This is a genomic window from Streptomyces shinuiensis, assembly GCF_043660855.1.
In the GTDB taxonomy this organism is placed as follows: domain Bacteria; phylum Actinomycetota; class Actinomycetes; order Streptomycetales; family Streptomycetaceae; genus Streptomyces.
This window is the reverse complement of the sequence record NZ_JBIHML010000002.1, coordinates 135,631-156,210: the sequence shown is the minus strand read 5'-3', so window position 1 is coordinate 156,210 and position 20,580 is coordinate 135,631. Positions and strand designations below refer to the sequence as shown.

Genomic DNA, 20,580 nt, shown 5'->3' with positions numbered 1-20,580 from the left:
TCCGCCTACTCGGTGGCCGCCGCCGCCCGCCCCGTCTCCGACGTGCGGGAGATGGCCGCCCGCACGCAGGGGCCGCACCGGCCGCACCGTCGCATGGCCGAGGTCACCGGCCGTGCGGGACATGGTCGCGTGCCTGTGGAGATGGCGCGCGCCACGGCGGTCAGTCACGGCCGCAGCGACCTGGTCCGGTACTGTAGCGACGACGTCGCGCCGCTGTGCAGGGGGCCGGTTCCGCACCGAAAAGCCCGCCGCCAAGATCTCTCGGCCGCCTCCGGGGCGTGCACCTCTGCTGGGCCTGGAAGGCCTATGACGCCGGACAAGCAGGGCCTGGCCCAGCGCTAACTACTCCAGTCCTCGGCCCTGGCCTGCCGAGTCTCGGCATCACCGGGCACGGAGGGTTGTGATGCGCACCATGGCCATGCAGGGCCTCAAGCTTCCAGGCCCAGCACTGCCTGTGCCCTGGCCGCGACGGGCTCTGAAACCGCGCCAGTGGGCAAGGTGGGCGGCCAGACCGAAGCGCTCTCCGTGTCGTCTACGCCCATACCGCTGGAAAGCCCGGCAGGCCCGCCCCGCCTCGCCGCAGACACGACCGCGCTTCGCGCCGCTGGGCCGGCCGGCGCGGACGCGGGGAACGAAGTGCCCTTCTGGGCGCTGGCCTGGGGACGCCGCGAGCCTCGGTGCACTCGCGCACCGCGATAAGGTCTTCGAGACTCTCGGCGACACCACGGGCCGCCCTCGGCAGTAGCCCGCAGCCGCGCATCCCGCCGGCCGGCAACGTTACGCCCGCATCGTCGCCCTGGACACTGGTCGCGAACCAGATGCAGCTCAAGCAGGGACGGTTTCGAGCAGGCGTGCAGCCACTCTGGAATCAGGCGATGGAACCACATGGACGGGGCGTGCAGTCCGCCGCACACCGCAGGCGATTTTTTTTCAAAGAAAAAAAAAAAAAAACAAAAAAATAACGGGTTTTTATCGGCAAACAGCCTCAGCCGGTTTCCGTGCCGCGTCGCCTCCGCTGTGCCGCCCGACCATCGACGACCGCGCAGCCGGGTTCCTGGCATCTCCTGACCGCCGGCGCCGGGGCCTATGTGGCCAATGCTGCATGTCCCGTGCTCGGCGCAGAGTCTAACGCGGTACAATCCGAGGTCGTGATGAGGACCTCGGGCCTTTCCAGCTGAGGCGACTGCGTAAGCGGATCAGCCGTCAGGCAGGCCCATCACCGGTCATAGAGGTCTGCGTCCAGCGGAGCGGCCTGTTCGAGGGGTTGGCCGCGATGCCTGCGCAGACTTCTCCCCAGTTGTGAGACTGGGCTTGCGCCGGGAAGCTGGGTGACACGCGGCGGCGGCTGCCTTGCTGAAACCGTTTTAATCGGTGGACTGCCACGCAGAAGTCAGCCTAAGGCCGCGTGAGGACGTCACTGGCGGATACAGTCCGATCTCCTGGCCTTGCGCCCTACTGCTGCCTATCCTGCTGGCCTGGGAGGCGCGGGGGGAAGCGAGAGCCGCAGCGACCGCCCTGTACTCGGCGTCAAGCCCTTCTGCAGGCGTGCGGGTCAGCGTCCCGATGGTCAATCTGCGGCGGCCTCATCGAGCGCGGGCGTTCCACGCGGTCCGGAACTCCTCGCGTATCTACCGCCGGGAGGGCTTCGTGGACCGAGGGCGGCATCGTATGAGTGTGGGTCGTGCTCGAACGCTGGGCACTCATGGCGGACGGCCCCCTTGGGGCTAGAGGGTAGGGCGTGTGCTGGAAGGGCGTCGTGTGGCAGGCGCGCACGCAAGTACAGGTCGCAGCGGAATACGGACACATGCCTACCGTACGTGGTTTTGCCTTTTTCAGCGGAAGCACGCCGTGTAATTGCTGCCTGCTGCGGGGGCGGGATTCGAATCCGACGAGCGCGCGCCAGCATCCATGTCTCCCGTGGATCTTGGGTCGGGATCCATGGCGGAGTGTACGAGCCGCACCCCGGCGGTGCGCGCGCCGTCCTCCGTCTGTCTGGGCGCGCCGTACGATCGCAACCGTGAGCGAAAGCGGGCATCGATTTCCCTACGGATCCTACTCCAGGACCGCCCGCCGGTTCCACCACGGCGAACGCGGAGTGGATGGACGCTGGACCGCCCCCCGTTTGTGGAGGACTACCCGAAGGCCGTCGCCGAGACCGAGGCACGGCTGCGGGCACAGTCGCGACCATCGCCGCGGTGCCACGCCCCGTTGTCTGGGAACTGTCCTTCGCGGCCCGGCCCGGGTCGCGGCCCGCAACGAGCTGAAGCAGCAGGCGAAGTAGGCGCTGGGCGCAGCCACCCGGCTGAGCAGGCAGCCGGAGCCCGGAGCGTTGGCGAACCTTCCGAAGCGTTGCAGTTCGGGCAGGCCGGGCGGCTACGTGGCCCGATGAGCACCACGGACTACGAGACCCTGGCCCGCGATCTGATCAGCCGCACCGAGGCGGCGGTGCACGACATCGCCACCCTGGGCCGTGGACACGGCGTCAACCTTCAGATCGAGGACATCGTGCAGAAAGTCGAGAGACGGCCTCCCGCCAGGCTACTCGCGCCACCACAGGAGGCGTGACCAGGGCGATGTGATCGCCGACATTGGCGGCGACCATCCTGTCGGTGCCATGTACGCGAACTGAACTTTTGCGGCCCGGGCCCCGTGAAGCGGTGGGCCGGGCACAGCCGGACGCGACGCTACACGGCCGCCGCGAGCTCTCGTAGGTGCTGGGGAGAGCTCGTTCCGGGAATCGGCCGCGGTGTGGTGGCCGAGGCCGCAGCCACCCCAGCGCTTGTCGGAGACCGGTTGGTGGCCCAGGGTCCGGCGTCAGCGGCCGGTAGGGCACGTAAGGGATGCCCTGCATCGCGCAGTAGACAGGGCGGGTCGTCCGGCTCGGCAGGTTGACGCGCCACGTTCTGCACGGCCCGCGATGCGCGCCACCGTGGAAGGCGGCATCGGATCTGGGCCACGGGTTGACCTGTGGACAGGCCGGATGTGCCTCGTTTATCTTTCCTCTGCTCTGGAGGGTCCGTGAGTTCGCCCGATTGGTTTTCCAGGGGGATCGGCGGGTCCGCTGAGCGGTGGAGGTAGCACAGCCTCCAGCCGCTCGAACGCCAGGCGCCGAGGCTCATCTCGCGGCCGCCCCGAGGTACTCGGGGCGCCAAGGGCTTCACACGTTCGGGGCGGGGGCGCACCATGCCGATCTTGTGGAGATTCAGCACGTGCTCGGGGTAGGGGCAGGGCGCGGGCGATGATTATTCGAGCGGTGTGAGGCCGTTAAGGCCGTCAGCTTTTGTGTCGAGGTGGCTGCTGCCGGGACTGTGGACGGCTTCGCGCAGGACCGCGAGGCGCTGTCCGCGTCCGCGGGGCGCCCCCAGTGCCGGGACCGGCCAGGCGCATGGTTGCCCAGGCCGAGCCGGAGACGACGCGGGGCCGGCGAGGCGATGGCGCGCCCGGCACAGCGGCGGAACCCCGGTCACGCGGGCGGCCCCGGGCGGTACCACCAAGGTTCGGGGCCGCGCGGACGGCGCGCGGTCGGCGGGCACTCCGTCCGTCGTTGGTGACGGTGGCACGTGCGGCAGGGCGTGAGGCCGCGAGGTAGCGCGTGGATCTCGGTGTCTCCACCAGGGTCCGGTAGGTGGGTTCGTAGCCAGATGGCCGGTCAGCCGGCTCGGCCGGGTCCAGCACGGTGGCCAGCAGGAGGTCCGTACTTCGGGAGCGGGTGGCGGACCAAGGCGCCCAGCCGGTCCAGGGACTTCCGGGCCGGCGGTTCCTCACGGAACGTGAGCGCCGCAGGGTAGTAGGCCAGGCTGCGCCGGGGGCCGCCTGGTCGGCGAGGACCAACCTCGCAGTCGAGGCGCGCGTCAGTTCCGCGCGGCACCGGCTGGTGACGATCCACTCGGTGGACAGCTCGGTGTGGCGCTGCATCTTCGGCAGGCCGAGCGCGGCGGCCTTCTTGCCCAGGCCGCCGACGCGGGCGACCGGGACGCCGTGGGCGCGCAGTTCCATCTCGATGCGGCGCATCAGCAGGGTCTTGCCGGTGGAGTGCGTACCGACGATGCCGATACGCACAGGGCGTTTCACCACAGGGTGGGCTCCTGTTCTCGTTGGGGCTCTCCGGGCAGGCCCGGGGGGACCGCCACGGCGGCCATGGCGTCCCAGGTCGGGTAGTGGCGGGCCAGCGCCAGCAGCAGCAGCGCGGTGGCGTAGGCGTCGAACGTGGCGCGGTGCCGCTGAGCGGGCGCGCCGGCCAGGTCCAGGCGCTCGTGCTCGATCAGGGCGTCGAGCGAGTGGCTGGGCAGGGCCGGGTAGGTGGCGCGGGCCAGGCGGAGGGTGTCCAGCACTCCGGCCGGCGCCCAGCCGGGCAGGTGCCGGGTGAGGACGCCGTGATCGACGTGCGCGTTGTGCGCGCAGATCCACGCACCGCCCAGCAGGTCCGTGCCGGTGGGCGACGGCTGCCAGGGCGGGCATCGGCCGAAGGGATTGGGTCGGTCAGGCCGTGGACGCGAGCGGCGAGGGCTCCCGGGCGGGCGGGCAGACGACCAGTGCCCGGCCGTGCCGGTGTCCAGCCGCCCGTCCACGACGGGCAAGACGGCGGCCTCCACCAGATCGGGCGGGGTGGCGCCGTTGCCCTCCACATCAACGACCAGCAGGCGGGGCCAGGTGCTCGTGTCCATCGGTCCTCTTCTCTGCGTCGGTCCAGCCGATCTCGGCGCGGCCGTGGCGGCGGTAGCGGTGCGGCTTGGCGCGGTCGTGGACCTGGTAGCCGTGCCCGTGCTGCAGGAAGTACCGCGGCGGCTCGTCCAGGCCCTCCACGATGATGGCCCGGTCGGTGACCTCCACGGCGCCGATCGCGCCGAGTTCCCGCGCTTGGGCGGTGACGGCCGCGAGGTCGGGCTTGTGCCACGCGCCGGCGCACAGCGCGATCTGCGCCGGCGGGCAGATGTCGCACAGCTCGCGGATGCCGTAGTGGCCGTTGTAGTCGGCCTCGCCGTGGGCGTAGGCCACCGCGCAGGAGGTCTTGCGGAACAGCGGCCCCCACGGGGCATCGGAGTCGGCCGGGCGGTGGAAGCGGTCCAGGATCCGCTGCTCGGACTCCTGCGGCATGATCTTGCGGCGGGCGGTGTCCTCGTACGGCACCGGCAGGCCGTGCGCCGCGTAGTAGTCGGCGATCTCCTGGCGGAAGAACAGGCCGGTGAACACCGTGGCGTGCGCGTGCTGGGACAGCTCGAACGCCACGTCCAGGTGCGTGGAAGTGTCGTTCAGGCCGGGGACGATCGGCCGCCAGTACAGCACCGTGCGGTACCGCTCGGCGTGCTCGTACAGGGTCCGCAGGCTGGCCGCGGCGATCCGGGAGTCCACCGGCTCGATCCGCTCGTCGGTGATGCCGGAGTGGGTGACCAGCACCGTCAGCCGCAGGTTTTGGAAGGAGTTGAGGACCGCGCAGTCTTCGGGCTCGACGCGCCACCGGGTGATGATCAGGACGTGGTTGGTCAGGCCTTGCGCGTCCAGCAGCCGCAGCACGTTGAAGGTGTGCGGCTTGACCACCGGCAGCAGGGGGTCGGTGGCCCGGTTGAAGACCTGCAACGGGGTGCGGTGCGGCCGGAAGTACCGGTGCCCGACCAGCGCGGCTACCGCGTCCTCGTCGCTCATCAGGGCCCGCGGGGCCTTCATCTCGAAGTTGTCGAACAGGTGCCGCACGCAGTAGCCGCAGTCCAGCGGGCAGCCGACGACGTGATTCAGGGAGAGCCCGGACTTGCGGTACTCGACCGGGTCGGCCAGCCCCGGCTTGAGGCCAGCGACCTGCTCGGAGGTCAGGAGCGGCAGGGGTCGCCGGGCGCGGGTAGGAGTTGCCATCGTGGGAGTCCTCCAGGAGGTGAGGAAGCGGGACGGGGCGGTTCAGGGGCGCGGCTGGGGAGCGCCGACGCGTCGTGGGCCCGGCAGGGCGCCCGGCGGCGGGTCAAGGAGCCGGTACTGGTCGGCGCCGTACCACGTGCCGAAGCCGGCAGGTGGCCGCCGGATCGTCGGAGGAGTGGACCAGGTTCTCCACCAGGCGCCCGGCGGCGCGGGCCGCGGGGAGGCTGTCGGTGCCCAGGGCGCCGCGGATGGAGTCCCGGCGCGGCCGGGAGGGTCGAAGTGGCCGAGCAGGGACCGCTCCAGCGCCGGGGTGTCGGTCCGGCCGGGCCGTGAGCGAGGGCGACGGTCACCGTTCCGGCGTACATGCTCCGCAGGACGGCGGAGTGTCCACGTCGTACCAGTCGGGGTCACCAGCAGTCCCATTAGTGGACGAACACCTGCCAGTCGGCCACGACGACGTCCTGCCGTCCCGAGACCGGCACCACCGCGTCGATCCGCCCAGCACCTCGTCACCAGGCCGCGGCGGACGCAGTCGGGCTTGCACAGGACCACACTCCAACGAGACCAGTCGATCCCGGCGAGCACGCCGCCGCTCGTCCGCGGGCGCCGCTTCACCGGGCCGCTCCCGCCGCGTCCGGCATGCGCGTGGGCCACCGGCGGGCCACCAGCCACCGCAGCCCCGGATCGAGGGTCTGGAGCACGTCGGCGTCCACCGGTCGGCCGTGCAGTACCGGATCGCCGCTGCACCTCGAACACCAGCAAGCACCTGCTGCCAGTACACATCCAGCCCAGGGCGGCCACCTCGGCGGGCCCGTACTGCGCCTGGTTGGTGCGCAGCGCCTCCTCGTGCTCCAGCACGCGAGCCAGGGTGTCGAAGGTGTGTCAGCCGGCATGGCCCGGAACGCGGATGCTGCACGCCGGCCGCCCAGGGCCAGCGGCTTCCGCGAGCAGGTCTGTGGGCGCGGTCGACAGTCGCGGTCGCCGATGTGCGCGGACCCCGAATGTGGTGGGTGTAGGCGCCCATCCGCAGCCCGAGCCGCACCGCCGCGAACTCCTGGATCATCGTGAAGGAGAACACGTCCGACAGCAGCCCGCGGTAGCAGTCGTTCGCCCGCATGTAGCACACCATGTGCAGGCGGCCCTCGCGGGCGAGCAGGTGCAGCGCCACCACACACGACACATCCGGGTTGCCCTTCACCGCCAGCTCCTCGGCGCCGAAGATCGGCAGCACGCCCCGCTTGCTGTCGGTCTCCTTGCCCAGCAGCCTGAGCACCTGGTCGAACGGCGCCATCGCCGCACCGGGCGGAGTGCGGAACATCCGCGTCCCGTACGCGGAGCCGACCAGCGTCCGGCCGTCTGGGGAGTACGCGGCGATCTGCGGCGCGTAGTAGGCCATCATCCCCAGGTCGTCCCGGCCAGCGAGATACCACAGCGCCTCGGCGAAGCAGAACGCCGGATTGGTCCGGCGGGCAGCCAGGTACGGCAGCCGCTCGCGCGGATTGGCGATCTGGAAGCTCAGCCCCAGGCACTCCCGGGCGGCGTTCTTGCGGGGTGCATTGCGGTACTCGTAGGTCCGGCTGATGTGGCCGAGAACGGCCAGGTAGGCCGCTTCCAAATGGGGGAACTGGTGCGGAGCTAACGTGTCCGGCACAGATGTCTCCTTGTCGGTCGGCAGAGCGGGAAGCCCGCGCGGGTGTGGTGCCGCCGCGGCGTCAGGGCCACGACAGGGAAAAGGGTCGGTGCCTGTCCCCGGCCGCAGGGTGTGGGAGAACCTGGAGAACAGGTGTCGCGGCCGGGGACAGGGGTCATGCGGCGGTGCTCGCCTGCCGGTTGCTCATGAGCCGGGACAGCTCCGTACGGTCGAGTTCCAGCATCACCGGCAGGTGGTCGGAGATGTCCTCCAGCTCGGGGTCCTCGATGCGGTCGCCGACCCAGTAGCCGCAGATGGCCGGTGCGAGTGGGCCGGTCACGTAGGCGCGGTCAACCCGGCGCAGGCCGCCCTGGTCGGGCCGGCGGTATCCGGCCGTCGGCGCCAGCGGATCCTTCTCCAGACGGAGGTGCTCGGCGGCCCAGGCAGCGGGGTCGATGTACCCGGCCGCGCGCAGGGTGCGGTCGGCCCGGTCATCGGTTGGGCGCTCTCCGCCTGCGAGCGGGTAGGTGCGGTGGGCGTAGAACGCCCGGTCGGTGACCTCATCCCAGTCCACGACGGTGCCGGCGGGTGCGTCGTTGAAGTCCCCCATGGCCACGGTGAGCCATCCGGGCTGCGCGAATCGGTTCAGGAACTCGGCCTCGATCAGCCGGGTGGTGGGCGAGTTGAAGGAGGCGTGGATGCAGAACAGGCTCAGGGCGCGGTCGCTGAGGGATCCGTCCGGGCCGCGTAGGCGGACCGCGACGTTGGCCGGGGCATGCCCGAGTACTGCCGGGTGATCGAAGGCATCGGTCACCACGAACGCCGCGTCGCCGTCCTCGCGCACGAAGATCGCGTTGGCGTGGGACGAGCCGGGCCGGGGCTCGGCCACGTAGCCCGTGCCCCAGGGTTCCTGCAGGAGTTCTTCGTCGCCGGGGCGGAGTTCCTGCACGCACACCACGTCCGGTTCGGCGGGCAGTCTGCTGATCCAGCGCCTCGCCTCCTTTACGGCGCGGCCGTGCTCGATGTTCCACGACAGGATCCGGACGGGGTCGCTTCCGTGGCTCAGGCCGGTAGCGGGGCGGGACACAGGGGGCCTCCTTGCAGGTCCAAGGGCGGGTGCGGGTCGGGGTTTGGCAGGGTGTCGGCCGTGGCTTCCCTGTGCTCAAGGGGCGGCTGGCTGAGAACGCTCCGTGCTGGCTCCGCGCGGCTCGTCCGGTGCTCTGGTCCTCTCCCGGACCACGGCGGCGTGGGCGTGCGCGTGCCCTGTGGCGGGGAGGTGGCGGAGGTGCTCGGCGGCCCGCCACTGGGGGATCGGGACGATGCCCGGCGGGGTGGGCGCCCAGGGGTCCAGGAGTGCCCGGATGTGGTGGCGGGAGCGGGGCCGGTAGGTGATGCCGGCCTCGGCGTAGCAGCTGGTCAGGTCCCGCATCACCTGGGGAGCCGCGTCGGCGGTGGCGTGGGTGAGGGAGATGGCGCTCCCGGCGGGGAGCCACGCGCGCAACGTCTCCAGGACGGTCAGCGCCTCGTCGTCGGTGACCCAGGGCAGGACGTCGTGCAGCAGCACGCCGATCGGCTCGCTGCGGTTGAGGGCCTGGACGGCCGGGGCGCTCAGGAGCGCGTTCATCTCCCGGATGTCCGCGCGGAGGGCCGCGGTGCCGGGTTCCTCTGCCAGGACCATGTTGGCGTGGCCGTACACCACCGGGTCGCTGTCCACGTAGACCACCCGGGCCGTGCCGTGGACGGCCCGGGCGACCTCGTGCGGGGTCCGGTGGCCGTAGAGGCCGGCCGGCAGTCCGCATCCCAGGTCCAGGTACTGCCGGATGCCCAGGTCGGATGCCAGGGTGGCGACGGCGCGGGGCCCGTGGTCGGCGTTGATCCTGATCATGTCCGGCAGCTCGGGAGCGATCTGGGCCAGGCGCTGAGCCAGGGCCCGGTCCGCCGCGTAGTTGTCGCTGCCGCCCAGCAGGTGGTCGAAGACCCGTGCCACGGAGGGCCGGGCGAAGTCGTTGGGCTGCCTGTTCATGGCCGTCGGCCTCGTTCCTCGTCGGCTGTATCCGCGGCGGAGGCCCGGACACCGGGTGAGGGCCCGCCGGTCGGTCCGGTTCGCGCGTCCTGGGCGGCCATGGCGTCGGCCGCCGCTTTGATCTGGTCGTAGGAGTCGCCTGCGGTGAGGCCCTCGCGCAGCTCCCGCAGCACCTGGCTCATGGTTCGGGCGTGCCGCGAGCGTGTGCTGTACCACGGGGTCAGGGAGTGCGCGGCGATCAGGCGGTGGCCGTGCACGACCAGCTCGGACACGTGGGTGTGGGAGGGCAGCTGCCCGGTGTCGAACGGAACGACCCGGATGGTCGCGGCCCCGGCCTGCATGATCGTCAAGAGGTGCCGGAGCTGATCCGCCATCACCCGCGGTCCGCCGACCGGGATGCGAAGCGCCCGCTCATCGAGGAGAAGTGCCATCTCCTGCCCGCTTCCGGGCCCCAGCGTGCCGGTCTCCACCGGCACCGGGGACGGCTCGATGCCGGTGAAGGACACCATCCACTCCGAGGCTCGGACGGCCGTGTCATAGGCGTCGGTCCGGTAGGGCTCGGGGATCGTCTGGAGGGTGTAGGTCATCACGGCCGTGGCTGCCCGGTGGCAGAGCGCATACCGCTCACTCGCGCCTGGGGCGATGTCCGCGAAGACGTCCCACGATGCGTTGCGGAATTCCTTATCGGCCGCCTTCTCCTCTCTCTCCCGCTCGCGCGGGTTCGCCGGCGGCAGGTGCTGCCGGAAGTACGCGGAGAGTCTCCAGCCCGCCGCCCCGTAGGCGCGCAGCAGGTGCTCGATCGCGTCGCCGCGCAGCGGCGTTCTACCGTTCTCCAGGCGGCTGATGGTGGACCCGGTCGCGCGTAGCGCGTGGGCGGCCTCATACAGCGTCATCCGGGCGCTGCCGCGGAGGGCCTTGAGGTAGAGGCCGACGACGAGTTCCGCGGGCGAGCGATGGCCTGGCCCGGGCGGGGAGCCGCACGACCTGGCAGAGGAAGGGACCGCTGGCGTCCGCGGTGAGGAAGCCGGGGCGGCGGACGGGTAGGTCACGCGGCCCTCCCGGTGGCGGGCGCCGAGGAGGTGAGGGCAGCGCGCAGCGCGTCCGCGTCGGTGCGGTCCGCCGCCCCCTGGCCGTGGCGGGGGACGGCCCAGGTGGGCGGGCGCCGATGGGGACTACCGCAGTCGGTGGTGTTCTCGGTGAGGGCCACGATCGCGGGCAGGCCGCGCAGGGCGTCGGCCGCGCCGGGGGCGAGGAGGACCTGCACGAGGTCGTGGTCGTGGCAGACCAGCACCGGGCCGACGCGGCCGCGGACGGCGTTGACCGCTGCTGCTCCTTCCCGCATCCGCAGGTGGACGGAGGTGTAGGGGCCGGTCGCGGTGAACTCGCTCTCGCTGAGTAGGACGACCTCGGCCGGTGGTGGAGGGGCGTCGGCCGGAGTGGAGGCCGCGGCGGTCAGAGCCTCATCCGGGGTCTCGTGGATGGGGAAGACCTTGGTCAGGCTAGTGAGGCGCAGGACCTTGCGGACGTGGTCGCTGGGGACGATGCGCACGCTCCGGTCCGGCTGCGGCCGCACCTTCTTCACCGTGCCGACAAGCGCTCCCAGACCGGTGGCGTCGATGAAATCGACGCCCCGCATGTCGAGGATCAGGTCACCGGATTCCTGTTCGACCAGTGTCCACAGCCTTTTGCGGAGGGGAGGGCCCTCGTGGACCTCCAGGGAGCCGGTGACGGTGACGAGGGTGTGCGGGCCGTCGGTGCGCCAGGTGATGCTGGCGTAGTGGCTCAGCTCGGCGCGGTTGACGGTGTCCGGGGGCGTGGCGGGCTCGGCGGTCGGCATGGGAGGTCTTTCTGCTGCTGCGGTCGGGGATGGCGTTGGAGGGCGCGGGCTTGGTTGCGAAGAGGCGCTGTTCAGGGCGCTGGGAGTAGGTCCGGCACACGGTCCGTTGTGGCGAGGGCCGCTACGAACGCTCTGTTGCGCCGGCACCAGGTGGTCAGGTTGTCGCCCGGGGGCAGGCCGCCGGTGATGTGGCGGGGGGCGGGAACGAGCACGCCGCGCACCCGGCCGGGAACGATCAGTTCGAGCACTCGGTCCCACGCGTGGCGGCTTGCCATCGGCGTGTGCCAAGGGGCGGGTTCGCGTACCTCGTGGACGACCGTCCAGCCCTGTTGGTGGGCGTGGTCTCGCAGGGGCCACATCCCCGGCCACTCGCCGCCTTTGGTGCAGGCGTAGAGCACTACTCGGACCGGCCCCTTCGCCTGGACCTGGTGGTGGAAACGGTGGCCGTCCAGGATGCCGCTGCCATCACCCGTTGGCGCCGCGCTCATCGTGCCGCCTGGCGGGTGAGGTGGACGGGCAGGGTCTGGTGGCCGTTGGAGATGAACGACGGCAGCGGGCGCAACTCGTCGGGGGGCACGGCCAGGGTGAGGTCGGGGAAGCGGTCGAACAGGGCCGGCAGGGCGATGCGGGCTTCCAGGCGGGCCAGTTCGGCGCCCAGGCAGTAGTGGGGTCCGTGGCCGAAGGACAGGTGGTCGCGGCGGGTGGAGCGGGTGATGTCGAAGGTGTCGGCGCTCTCGCCGTGCAGACTCCGGTCGCGGCCGACGGCGGCGTAGCTGATGGCGAGGGGCTCGCCGGTACGGAAGTGGGTGCCGGTGGTCTCGTCGGTGATGTCCTCGGTGGGGAAGCGCATGATGATGTTGGCGATGGGCGGCTGGTGGCGCAGCATCTCCTCGACCGCGTCCTCCCATCGGGCCGAGCCGGCTCGGAGGGCGGCGAGCTGACCGGGGTGGGTGAGGAGATCGACGGTGCCGTGGGTGAGGAGGTTGACGGTGGTCTCGTGGCCGGCGCCGATGAGCAGCATGAGGCTGTCCAGCAGCTCCTGGTCTGAGAGCCGGGTGCCGGTCTCCTCGTCCCGGGCGCGGATCAGGTCGGTGGTGACGTCGTCGCCGGGCCGGGCCCGCTTGATCTCGACCAGTTCGGCCAGGAGCCGGTAGACCGCGCTGACGTTCTCCACCGCCTGCTGGGGGGTGAGGTTGGTGGCGAACAGGTTCCCGATGGTGTCGCGGAGCCCGTCGTGGAGGTCGGCGGGGACGCCGAGGGCGGTGTTGACCACGGTCAGCGGCAGGATCCACGCGAAGTGGCCGCGCAGGTCCACCGGCCCGCCGGTGTCGAGTACGGCGAGGCCGTCCAGCAGGTCGGCGGTGATCTCCTCGATGACCGGGGCCAGCGCGCGGATGCGGCGGGCGCTGAAGGACGGGGCGATCAGGCGCCGCAGCCGGGTGTGCTCCTCACCGTGGGCGGTCAGGGCGTTGCGGGCATCCACCCAGGTCCGCAGCGGCCAGTCCTCGGGCAGCGTGGGGTAGGCGGGCCAGTGCCGGTGGGCGTCCTTGGAGACCTGGGGGTGGGTGAGCAGCCGTTTGATCAGGCCGGGGTCGGTGACCAGCCGCGCGGTGATGCCTCCCGGCAGCTCTACCAGCGGCGCCGGGCCGGCGGCGCGCAGGGCGGCGGTCTCGGCGTGGATGTCGGCCGCGTCGGGGTCGAGGCGGTAAGGGCAGCCGGGCGTGGGCGTGGTGGGTTGGATGCTCATGAGGTGCCTCCCGGGGCGGGTGCGGTGGAGGGGGCGACGGGCGGGAAGGTCACGGGCAGGGCCGCCCAGCCGGAGTGGAAGGTGCCGGGGCGGCGGGTGAGCTGGTCGGCGGGCACGGCCAGGTCCAGGCCGGGCAGGCGGTCCAGCAGGTGCTCGACGGCGGTTTCGGCGATGACGCGGGCCAGGTTCGGAGCCGGGCAGCCGCGCACCCCGGTGCTGAACGCCAGGTGGGCGCGGTTCCCGGACCACTGGCGGGGGCCGATGCCCAGCGCGGGGTCGGTGTTGGCCGCGGCGAAGGAGACGAGGATGGGGACGCCCGGCTCCAGGCGGACACCGCGGTAGGTCTCCGGCTCCCGCGCGTACAGCGGGCAGTAGGTGGCCACCGGCGAGTCCGTCCACAGCACGTGGTCCATCGCGTCGGGCACCGGCCGTACACCGCTGAAGACGTCTCCGCTGAACTCTTCGTCGCTGATCATCAGCAGTGTGGCGTTGGCGATGAGATTGGTCGTGGGAGTGGTGCCGGCGCCGATGACGAGGATGATCTGCTGGGCCATCTCCGCGTCCGTCAGGGCGGCGGGGTGGGCCAGCAGCCAGGAGGTCACGTCCGCTCCGGGCCGACGGCGCTTGAGGTCGGCCAACTCCAGGCAAGCGGCCCCCAGCTCGGCGTTGATGGCGGCGGCGTCGGCGGCGGTGTCGAACAGCGCGGCGATGGCCCGCACGATCCTCATGCCCAGCTCGGGCGGGCAGCCGAACAGGGAGATGAGGGTCTGCATGGGCAGCGGGTCGGCGTAGTCGGTCATCAGATCGCCATGACCCTGGGCGGCGATGCGGTCGATCAGGGTGTCGGCGATGCGGGCGACGGTGGCGGCCAGGGCGTGGGTGTCCACCCGGGCCAGGCTGCCGGTGATGGCGCCGCGCAGCCGGGCATGCTCCACCCCGTCCTTCCACAACGCGTTGTCGCGGGGCTGCATCATCATCAGCGCCGGGCTGTCGGGAGGGATCTGTCCGTCGCGCAGCGCCCGCCAGTGCTGGGCGGGGTCCTTGGCGAACTTGCCCGGGGTGTTGCGCAGCAGGTGGAGGGCGGCGTCGTAGGTGACGGCCAGGTAGCCGTGGACGCCGGGGGCGATCTCCACCGGGGCGATCGGCCCGGTCTCTCGCAGTCGTGCGTAGGTGGCGCGGGGGTCGGCGCTGAAGGCCGGGCCGTGGATCGGCAGCGGCCACACCGCGGCGGACACGGCCCGGTCACTGCGGTGGGGGCAGCCGGCGGGCGGCCCGGAGACGTCGAAGGTGTGCGGGGTGGTCATCGGGCGGGCTCCGGGGTGGGCTTGAGCAGGTGGGACACCAGGCCGATCAGGGCGGTGAGGGAGCTGGTGCGGTCGCGGGCATCGCACAGCAGCAGCGGGGTGTGCTCCTCCAGGTCCATCGCGCCGCGCAGTTGGTCTTCTCCGTAGTGAGGGGCGTCGGGGAACTGGTTGACGGCCACCACGTACGGCAGACCGAGCTGCTCCAGCCGGTCCATGACGGGGAAGCCATCGGCCAGGCGGCGGGTGTCCACCAGCACCAGCGCGCCCAGCGCGCCGTAGGCCAGGTCGGTCAGCAGGGGCCAGAACCGCTCCTGGCCGGGCGCCCCGAACAGATACAGCACGAGCCTGTCGCTCAGCGCGGTACGGCCGAAGTCCATCGCCACGGTGGTGCGTTCCTTGTCCGGCAGGCCCGCCAGATCGTCGGTGCCGACGGAGGCGGCGGTCATCGTCTCCTCGGTCCGCAGCGGCTCGATGTCCGACACCGCCCCGACCAGGGTGGTCTTGCCGACCCCGAAACCGCCGGCGACCAGGATCTTCACGGTCGTCTCGTCACCGCGCAGATGAGTGGCGGCCGGTTCAGAGCTGTGCGCGGAGTCCAGCAAGGACGGCCTCCAACAGGTCTCGGTCGGGGCCATCGGCGAGGGGCCCCGAGGGGGTGAGGATGGTGGACTGGGTGGTGATGTGGCCGTGCTCCATCAGCTCCGACAGCAGCACCCGCAGAACACTGATCGGCAGGCCCAGGTGGTGGCCGATCTCGGCCACCGACAGCGCCCCGGACCCCAGCAGGTCCAGCACCCGGCACTGTTCGGGGCCCAGCTCGGCGCGCGACAGGCCCCGCGCGCCGCGCACCACCAGCGTGATGTGGTCGAAATGGTTACGGCTAGGAGCGAACCGGCCGCCGGTGACCACATACGGCCGCACCAGCCCCGTATTCCGGTCCCGCCGGGGCGGGGTCATGACCGCGGGTCCGCTGCGCTCCGGGCGCCCACGCCCATCACGCGGCCGATCCGGTCAACCGTCTTCTGCGCGGTGTAGGACAGGGCCCCGACGTCGGCCTCCCGGCTGGCGGCCACCACCAGATAGGTGTCCTCTCCAGCGGCCATGCCCACCAGGTAGCCGTCCCCGTACTGAATCAGGGTCAACTCCAGAGGACTGTCGGAGCAGTCGGCGAACGCCGCCCCCTCCCGGCTCAGGGACAGCAGCCCCGACGCGGCGGCGGCCATCGTGTCGGCCAGGTCCCGCTCCACGCCCTCGGAGGTGGTCACCACCAGGCCATCCCGGGAGAGCAGCACGGCGCGCAGGACACCCGGCAGCGCCTTGACCAGCTCCTCGTCCAGAATGAGACCGAGGTCCGCGGACTTGTCGTGTGCGTTCATTGCGTGGTGTTCCCTTCATCGGTAAGCGAGGCGGGCGAGTCCGAGGAGCTGTCCTGGGCGGCGCGGCGGCCCCGGGCAAATGCCCCGAGCGTCTCGCCCGCCCCGGTGGGGGGCTGCATGACCGGACGCTGCGGCCGTACCGGTCCGGCGGCATGCCGGGCCCGGCGCCGACGCTGCGGCAGACCGTCGGGACGCTCCGGGACCGGCACGGGAGCCTGAGGGATTTCGGCCGGCGGAGTGCCGGGAGCGGCCGGCGGCGGGGACGGCCGGGCCTGCCGGGCGGCGGAGGTCACCAGCCGGTCGTTGGGCAGGTAGACCACGGCCCGCACCCCGCCGTAGGCGGACTCCTGGTCCGCGCTGATCCGGAACCCGTACCGGGCCGCGAGCACACCGGCCACCGGGATCCCGAAGCGGGGAGGGTTGGGCATCTGCGTCAGCAGCACCGGCGCCTGGCCCGACAGCCGCGCCGCCACCCGCGTCCTCTCCTCGGGTGTGAGGCCGATCCCGGCGTCCTCGATGACGATCGTGACCCCGTTGTGGCCGGTGGTGAACGCCACCTGGACATGGGTGCTGGGGCTGGAGTGGCGGGCGGCGTTGTCCAGCAGCTCGGCCAGCGCGAGGATCACCGCCTCGACCGCCTGACTGCTCACCAGAACCGGCGGCTCGCCAGTGATCCTGACGCGCTGGTAGTCCCGGATGCGGGAGACCGCGCCGCGCACCACGTCCAGCAGCGGGGAGTCCTCGCGCTGCCGACCGGGCCAGGACCCGGCCAGGACCGAGATGACCTGCACGCGGCGGCCGAGCTGACTGGCGGTGTGGTCGATCCGGCTGACGTCCTCCAGCACCTTCGGGTCGTCGTGCCGCTCCAGCATCGCCCAGACCGCCGCCTGGACCTCCTGGACCAGAGCGGCCATCGACCGCGAGGTGGTCGCCACCGCCGCCCGCGCCGCGTCCTCCGCCCGCCGGGCGGCCTGCTCGGGCACCTCGCCGAACGTCGCGAGCACCGCGTCCACCGCGGCGACGAACCGGGTGCCCTCCAGCTCCGGATGCAGCAGCCCGGGCACCTCACGGCTCTGGCTGTCCCACAGTCCCGCCACCATGGCCGGCACCCGCTCGCGGGCCAGGTGCCACACCTCGCCCTCGGCCAGCCCCAGCATGCGGCTGAGTCGCTTCACATCGGCGGCGTGCTGCCGCTCCAGGCGGCGCCGGGCCAGAGTCAGCCGTATCAGCGCCACCACCGCGGCGGCGAGAAGGACGGCCAGCACCACGGCCGTCACCAGGAGATTCATCAAGGTCCTCACGAAGCTGGGGTCGGATGGGAGGCCGCCGGGGAGCGAGCGGTGTCCGTGCCGTGGGCCACGGGGGAAGCCGCACGGTCCGGGGGCGCATCGCGCCCCGGCGGCCGGTCTCGGGAAGAGCCGCTGTTCAGGGCACGGCGGCGATGGCGGCCCACGCGGCAGGCGCGGACAGCCCCAGGTGGCCGATCAGGTGGTCGGGCAGCCACGCCCCGGTCGGGGCGATGCCGGGCTCCAGCAGTTCCAGCCCGCCCAGGAGATCGGCGACCTCCTGCCGGGTGCGGTGCCACAGGGGTAGGCCTTCGGCAGCGCACAGCATGGCCTCGTGCCGGGCGTCCTGGGGCCGCAGATCCGCGGCTGGGTGCGTGACGGATACACAGCTCCCAGGCGGCAGCCAGCCCCGCAGCGCGCCGAGCAGCGCGGCGACCGCATCGTCGCCGAGCAAGTGCAGCACCGCGTGCACCAATACCCCCACCGGCCGGCCCGGGACGAGGACCTCGGCAGCTTCGGGCGAGGACAGCACCGTCTCCGTCTGCCGGATGTCGGCCAGCAGGTGCGCGGTCACCGCAGGCCGTTGCGCGGTCATCAGGGCTCGGGCGTGGGCGATGACATGAGGGTCGTGATCGACGTATAGAACCCGCACGCCGGGATGCCGGGCGGCGGCCGTCTCATGCAGGCTCTCCCCGTACGGCAGGCCGCACCCCAGGTCGAGGAACTGATCGATGCCCCGGTCGGCCATGAGCCGGACGGCTCGATGACCGAAGGATCGGTTGATCTGCGCGGCCGTCTCCAGCCCCGGCGCGACCGCCAACAGCTCCGCGGCGAGGCGCCGGTCGCACTCGTAGTGGTCCTTCCCGCCCAGCAGGCGGTTGGACAGGCGGGCCGAACTGGGCCTGCGGGATGGTCCCACCGGCCCGTAGGCCGGAGGCGTGGCAGCAGGGAAGGCGACTGTGTTCATGCCGCGCTCCGGCCGGAAACCTCGGGCACCGGACGGCCGGCGTCCTGGAGCCGGTGCGGGAGGACGACCTGGCCGTCGGCGAGCAGCAGGCCGGTGTCTTCGAACAACACGGCGCCGTCACTCCGCAGCGCCCAGCCCTGCTCGGGGTGATGCACCACGAGGCGGGCGTCCTCCTCACCGGTGTCCGCAGGCGGGCAGGGAGGCTGGTGCTGGCACACAGGTCGGTCCTTTCGAAACGGTGCGGGAAGTTCTCGGGGGCGAGCGGGGCACGGCCACCGCACGGCAGAACAGGGAGGGGCTCGGTGCGTTATCCGCCGAAGTAGAAGGTGAGGAGCGGCCACAGCCCCCATACGCCGAAGCTCAGGAGGACCCCCCAGACCAGAAGGGCTCCGAGGTTCTGTGTCGCCGAGCGCCAGGTGCTCCCAAGGCACCCGGCCCGGTCGCTGCTCTCACCGGGCATGGAAGACCTCCATGCGGACGCACTGGCGAGGGCAGGCGCATGACGGGCGACCGCTGACCGCCGCGGCGGGAAGGAAGCGGACCGCACGGGCCCGCCAGGCGATCTCGGCTCCGTCCCGGTAGACCGTCAGCCAACAGGAACGCCCCCGGTCCAAGCGGGCGAAGTCCTCCAGGGAGGCGGGGCCGTGCACCCAGTGGTCGAGCACGTATCCGCGCTGGAGACGACCGAGGGTCGGCGTCACCGTCTGCACCGAACTCCGCATCCAGCGGATGGCCTCGCAAGGGGACGGTGCCGCGTAGGCGTCCCACCGCTGTTCAACCTGTTGCCCTGCGCCGGTGCCGTCCTTGACGGTGACGAGCGCCTCGCACCACACCCCTGCACGGGCGAGTGTGGCGCACCTGCTGCCTTTTGTGGTCTGCAGCGTGACTGATGGTGTGCTGGGGAGGACGAGGTGAGTAGCACCGTCTGCTCCGCCGCAGCCGATGTCTTGCTGGGCAGGGTCTTTGGTGGGTGAGAAGCGGTAGAGGTCTGCGACGGTTGGCGCGGAGTGGGCCGTTGTCGGGGTCACCGGTTTCCTCCTTTCTGTGGTCGGATGCGGCGGGGAGTGGATACGTTGAGCGAACCGCGAATCACGTGGTGTGGGTATGCCGTCGAAGGCGGCAGTGCCGTTAAACCCGTTAAAGATCGTTTTGCGGATAGGGGTGCACCGTGGCGCGCACGCGGAACACCAAGCTCGCGGCCGTGATCGCACAGACCGGCTGGTCGCAGACCCAGATCGCCGCACGGTTCGTCCGGGTCGCCGCCGAGGCCGGCGTCGAGGAGTGGACGGGGGCGACCCGCTCGCACATCGCTCAGTGGATTCGTGGAGTGAAGCCGAGCGGCCAGGCGCCCGCTATCTTGTGCGAGACGCTGTCCCGGGGACTGAAGCGCCCGGTCACGCCGGCCGACATCGGTCTTTCCGATCCGGACCCGGCTGCCGCCACGGCGCCCGACTGGGCCGTCGATACGCTGGTCGCGCTGAACGCTTTGGGGAGACAGGACTTGGACATGGAGCGCCGACAGGTCCTGGGGACCGCCGCATACTCGGTCGCCGGTCTCGCCCTGCCCACCCAGGTGTGGTGGCAGCAGGCACCCCAGCGCGCTGGCGCACGCGGAGGCGCGTCCGGACGCAAGGTCGGTGACAGCGAGGTCGAGGCCATCGAGGAGATGGGCGGCTTCTTCTCCCGCCGCGACCAGCGCCACGGCGGCGGCCACGGCCGTACCGCCGTCGTCGCCTACCTGGCCTCCGACGTCGCCGACTGCCTCAACGGCTCCTGTGCCAGCGAGCAGACGCGGCGCCGCTTGTTCTCCGCCGCCGGCGAACTGGCCTACCTCAGCGGCTGGATGGCCTTCGACGACTCCCAGCACGCCATCGCCCAGCGCTACTTCGCCCTCGCGGTGAAACTGGCCGCCGAGGCCGGCAACCCGGCACTGGCCGCGCACATCCTGCGGGCCATGGCCCACCAGGCCGTCGACCTCGGCCATCCGCAACAGGCCCTGAGCCTGGCCGCGGCCTCCGTGGACGGCGAGCGCTACCGCCTGGCCACCCCACGGGAGAAGGCCCTGCTCGGCGTCGTCCATGCCCGAGCCCTGGCCGCCGCCGGACAGAAGCGGGAAGCGGCCGCCGCACTGCTGCGCGCCGAGGACGATCTGGCCGACGCCCACGACGGCATCGAGGACCCGGGCCGGGTCTTCTTCTTCGGCGAGGCCAGCCTCGCGCACGAAACCGCCTGCACCCTGCGCGACCTCGGCGACCTCACCGGAGCCCAGAAGCAGTTCCACCGCAGCGTGCGCACCCGCAAGGCGGCGGCCTTCAGCCGGACCCACGCCGTCACCCTGGGCTACCTCGGCGCCATCGAAGCCCGCCAGGGCAACGTGGAAGCCGCCTGCGCCACCTGGTCGCGGGCCCTGGACGCGATGAGCGGAGTCCAGTCCGGGCGAGCGCGCGAGACGGTTCTGACCATGCGCCGGGTCGTCTCGCCTTTCCGCAACCGCGGCATCGGCGCGGTCGCCGAACTCGACGCCCGCACCGCCGCCCTGCTGCGCACGGGTAGTTGAGGCGGCACC

At 71.8% G+C, this 20,580-nt stretch carries 19 protein-coding genes; 2 read left to right on the top strand and 17 right to left on the bottom strand.

Annotated elements, in window-relative coordinates:
• The first annotated feature begins 2,385 nt into the window (after window positions 1-2,385).
• Window positions 2,386-2,565: a hypothetical protein gene (locus ACGRHY_RS27420; RefSeq protein WP_394638336.1), complete on the top strand. Its 180-nt coding sequence runs from the start codon at window positions 2,386-2,388 to the stop codon at window positions 2,563-2,565.
• Window positions 2,566-4,067: 1,502 nt separating this feature from the next.
• On the opposite strand, the gene ACGRHY_RS27415 is transcribed toward ACGRHY_RS27420, so the two are convergent.
• The 17 genes from ACGRHY_RS27415 to ACGRHY_RS27335 all read right to left on the bottom strand — a co-directional run bounded on the left by ACGRHY_RS27415 (window position 4,068) and on the right by ACGRHY_RS27335 (window position 19,042).
• Window positions 4,068-4,664 carry an exonuclease domain-containing protein gene (locus ACGRHY_RS27415; protein ID WP_394638335.1) on the bottom strand — a complete coding sequence of 199 codons (597 nt, stop codon included), beginning with the start codon at window positions 4,662-4,664 and terminating at the stop codon, window positions 4,068-4,070.
• Complete coding sequence (locus ACGRHY_RS27410) at window positions 4,627-5,844, bottom strand: radical SAM protein (protein ID WP_394638334.1); 1,218 nt, start codon at window positions 5,842-5,844, stop codon at window positions 4,627-4,629. Before ACGRHY_RS27410 ends, ACGRHY_RS27415 begins: the two co-directional genes overlap by 38 nt.
• Before the next feature lie 346 nt (window positions 5,845-6,190).
• Complete coding sequence (locus ACGRHY_RS27405) at window positions 6,191-7,495, bottom strand: thymidylate synthase (RefSeq protein WP_394638333.1); 1,305 nt, start codon at window positions 7,493-7,495, stop codon at window positions 6,191-6,193.
• 154 nt (window positions 7,496-7,649) lie between these two features.
• A complete protein-coding gene (locus ACGRHY_RS27400) occupies window positions 7,650-8,561 on the bottom strand; it encodes an endonuclease/exonuclease/phosphatase family protein (protein WP_394638332.1) in 912 nt (303 codons plus the stop codon).
• 75 nt (window positions 8,562-8,636) lie between these two features.
• On the bottom strand, window positions 8,637-9,497 hold the full coding sequence (locus ACGRHY_RS27395) for an SAM-dependent methyltransferase (protein WP_394638331.1): 861 nt from the start codon (window positions 9,495-9,497) through the stop codon (window positions 8,637-8,639).
• The gene (locus tag ACGRHY_RS27390) at window positions 9,494-10,546 is read right to left on the bottom strand and encodes a Scr1 family TA system antitoxin-like transcriptional regulator (RefSeq protein ID WP_394638330.1); all 1,053 of its coding nucleotides are present in this window, start codon (window positions 10,544-10,546) and stop codon (window positions 9,494-9,496) included. Before ACGRHY_RS27390 ends, ACGRHY_RS27395 begins: the two co-directional genes overlap by 4 nt.
• Window positions 10,543-11,334, bottom strand: coding sequence for an STAS domain-containing protein (locus ACGRHY_RS27385; RefSeq protein WP_394638329.1), 792 nt, complete (start codon window positions 11,332-11,334; stop codon window positions 10,543-10,545). The genes ACGRHY_RS27390 and ACGRHY_RS27385 overlap by 4 nt, the downstream gene beginning before the upstream one ends.
• Window positions 11,335-11,405: 71 nt before the next feature.
• Window positions 11,406-11,822 carry a hypothetical protein gene (locus tag ACGRHY_RS27380; protein ID WP_394638328.1) on the bottom strand — a complete coding sequence of 139 codons (417 nt, stop codon included), beginning with the start codon at window positions 11,820-11,822 and terminating at the stop codon, window positions 11,406-11,408.
• Complete coding sequence (locus ACGRHY_RS27375; protein ID WP_394638327.1) at window positions 11,819-13,081, bottom strand: cytochrome P450 family protein; 1,263 nt, start codon at window positions 13,079-13,081, stop codon at window positions 11,819-11,821. The genes ACGRHY_RS27380 and ACGRHY_RS27375 overlap by 4 nt, the downstream gene beginning before the upstream one ends.
• On the bottom strand, window positions 13,078-14,385 hold the full coding sequence (locus ACGRHY_RS27370; protein WP_394638326.1) for a cytochrome P450 family protein: 1,308 nt from the start codon (window positions 14,383-14,385) through the stop codon (window positions 13,078-13,080). Before ACGRHY_RS27370 ends, ACGRHY_RS27375 begins: the two co-directional genes overlap by 4 nt.
• On the bottom strand, window positions 14,382-14,984 hold the full coding sequence (locus tag ACGRHY_RS27365) for a GTP-binding protein (RefSeq protein ID WP_394638340.1): 603 nt from the start codon (window positions 14,982-14,984) through the stop codon (window positions 14,382-14,384). Before ACGRHY_RS27365 ends, ACGRHY_RS27370 begins: the two co-directional genes overlap by 4 nt.
• Window positions 14,962-15,342: a DUF742 domain-containing protein gene (locus ACGRHY_RS27360; protein ID WP_394638325.1), complete on the bottom strand. Its 381-nt coding sequence runs from the start codon at window positions 15,340-15,342 to the stop codon at window positions 14,962-14,964. Before ACGRHY_RS27360 ends, ACGRHY_RS27365 begins: the two co-directional genes overlap by 23 nt.
• Entirely contained in the window at window positions 15,339-15,761 is a 423-nt protein-coding gene (locus ACGRHY_RS27355; RefSeq protein ID WP_394638324.1) for a roadblock/LC7 domain-containing protein, read from the bottom strand. The genes ACGRHY_RS27360 and ACGRHY_RS27355 overlap by 4 nt, the downstream gene beginning before the upstream one ends.
• On the bottom strand, window positions 15,758-17,050 hold the full coding sequence (locus ACGRHY_RS27350) for an ATP-binding protein (RefSeq protein WP_394638323.1): 1,293 nt from the start codon (window positions 17,048-17,050) through the stop codon (window positions 15,758-15,760). Before ACGRHY_RS27350 ends, ACGRHY_RS27355 begins: the two co-directional genes overlap by 4 nt.
• 136 nt (window positions 17,051-17,186) lie before the next feature.
• Window positions 17,187-18,014: an SAM-dependent methyltransferase gene (locus ACGRHY_RS27345; protein WP_394638322.1), complete on the bottom strand. Its 828-nt coding sequence runs from the start codon at window positions 18,012-18,014 to the stop codon at window positions 17,187-17,189.
• The gene (locus ACGRHY_RS27340; RefSeq protein WP_394638321.1) at window positions 18,011-18,364 is read right to left on the bottom strand and encodes a DUF5999 family protein; all 354 of its coding nucleotides are present in this window, start codon (window positions 18,362-18,364) and stop codon (window positions 18,011-18,013) included. Before ACGRHY_RS27340 ends, ACGRHY_RS27345 begins: the two co-directional genes overlap by 4 nt.
• Window positions 18,365-18,463: 99 nt before the next feature.
• On the bottom strand, window positions 18,464-19,042 hold the full coding sequence (locus tag ACGRHY_RS27335; protein ID WP_394638320.1) for a hypothetical protein: 579 nt from the start codon (window positions 19,040-19,042) through the stop codon (window positions 18,464-18,466).
• Window positions 19,043-19,182: 140 nt separating this feature from the next.
• Here ACGRHY_RS27335 and ACGRHY_RS27330 point away from each other — a divergent pair, with 140 nt between their 5' ends.
• Window positions 19,183-20,571, top strand: coding sequence for an NsdA family TPR-like regulatory protein (locus tag ACGRHY_RS27330; RefSeq protein ID WP_394638319.1), 1,389 nt, complete (start codon window positions 19,183-19,185; stop codon window positions 20,569-20,571).
• Window positions 20,572-20,580: the final 9 nt, after the last annotated feature.

Excerpts from the sequence above, each read along its gene's own strand:
- ACGRHY_RS27375 (WP_394638327.1), bottom strand. The coding sequence starts at position 13,081 with ATGAGCATCCAACCCACCACGCCCACGCCCGGCTGCCCTTACCGCCTC.
- ACGRHY_RS27380 (WP_394638328.1), bottom strand. The coding sequence starts at position 11,822 with ATGAGCGCGGCGCCAACGGGTGATGGCAGCGGCATCCTGGACGGCCAC.
- ACGRHY_RS27415 (WP_394638335.1), bottom strand. The coding sequence starts at position 4,664 with ATGGACACGAGCACCTGGCCCCGCCTGCTGGTCGTTGATGTGGAGGGC.
- ACGRHY_RS27385 (WP_394638329.1), bottom strand. The coding sequence starts at position 11,334 with ATGCCGACCGCCGAGCCCGCCACGCCCCCGGACACCGTCAACCGCGCC.
- ACGRHY_RS27410 (WP_394638334.1), bottom strand. The coding sequence starts at position 5,844 with ATGGCAACTCCTACCCGCGCCCGGCGACCCCTGCCGCTCCTGACCTCC.
- ACGRHY_RS27420 (WP_394638336.1), top strand. The coding sequence starts at position 2,386 with ATGAGCACCACGGACTACGAGACCCTGGCCCGCGATCTGATCAGCCGC.
- ACGRHY_RS27340 (WP_394638321.1), bottom strand. The coding sequence starts at position 18,364 with ATGGGGGCTGTGGCCGCTCCTCACCTTCTACTTCGGCGGATAACGCAC.
- ACGRHY_RS27345 (WP_394638322.1), bottom strand. The coding sequence starts at position 18,014 with ATGAACACAGTCGCCTTCCCTGCTGCCACGCCTCCGGCCTACGGGCCG.
- ACGRHY_RS27360 (WP_394638325.1), bottom strand. The coding sequence starts at position 15,342 with ATGACCCCGCCCCGGCGGGACCGGAATACGGGGCTGGTGCGGCCGTAT.
- ACGRHY_RS27350 (WP_394638323.1), bottom strand. The coding sequence starts at position 17,050 with ATGAATCTCCTGGTGACGGCCGTGGTGCTGGCCGTCCTTCTCGCCGCC.
- ACGRHY_RS27370 (WP_394638326.1), bottom strand. The coding sequence starts at position 14,385 with ATGACCACCCCGCACACCTTCGACGTCTCCGGGCCGCCCGCCGGCTGC.
- ACGRHY_RS27355 (WP_394638324.1), bottom strand. The coding sequence starts at position 15,761 with ATGAACGCACACGACAAGTCCGCGGACCTCGGTCTCATTCTGGACGAG.
- ACGRHY_RS27395 (WP_394638331.1), bottom strand. The coding sequence starts at position 9,497 with ATGAACAGGCAGCCCAACGACTTCGCCCGGCCCTCCGTGGCACGGGTC.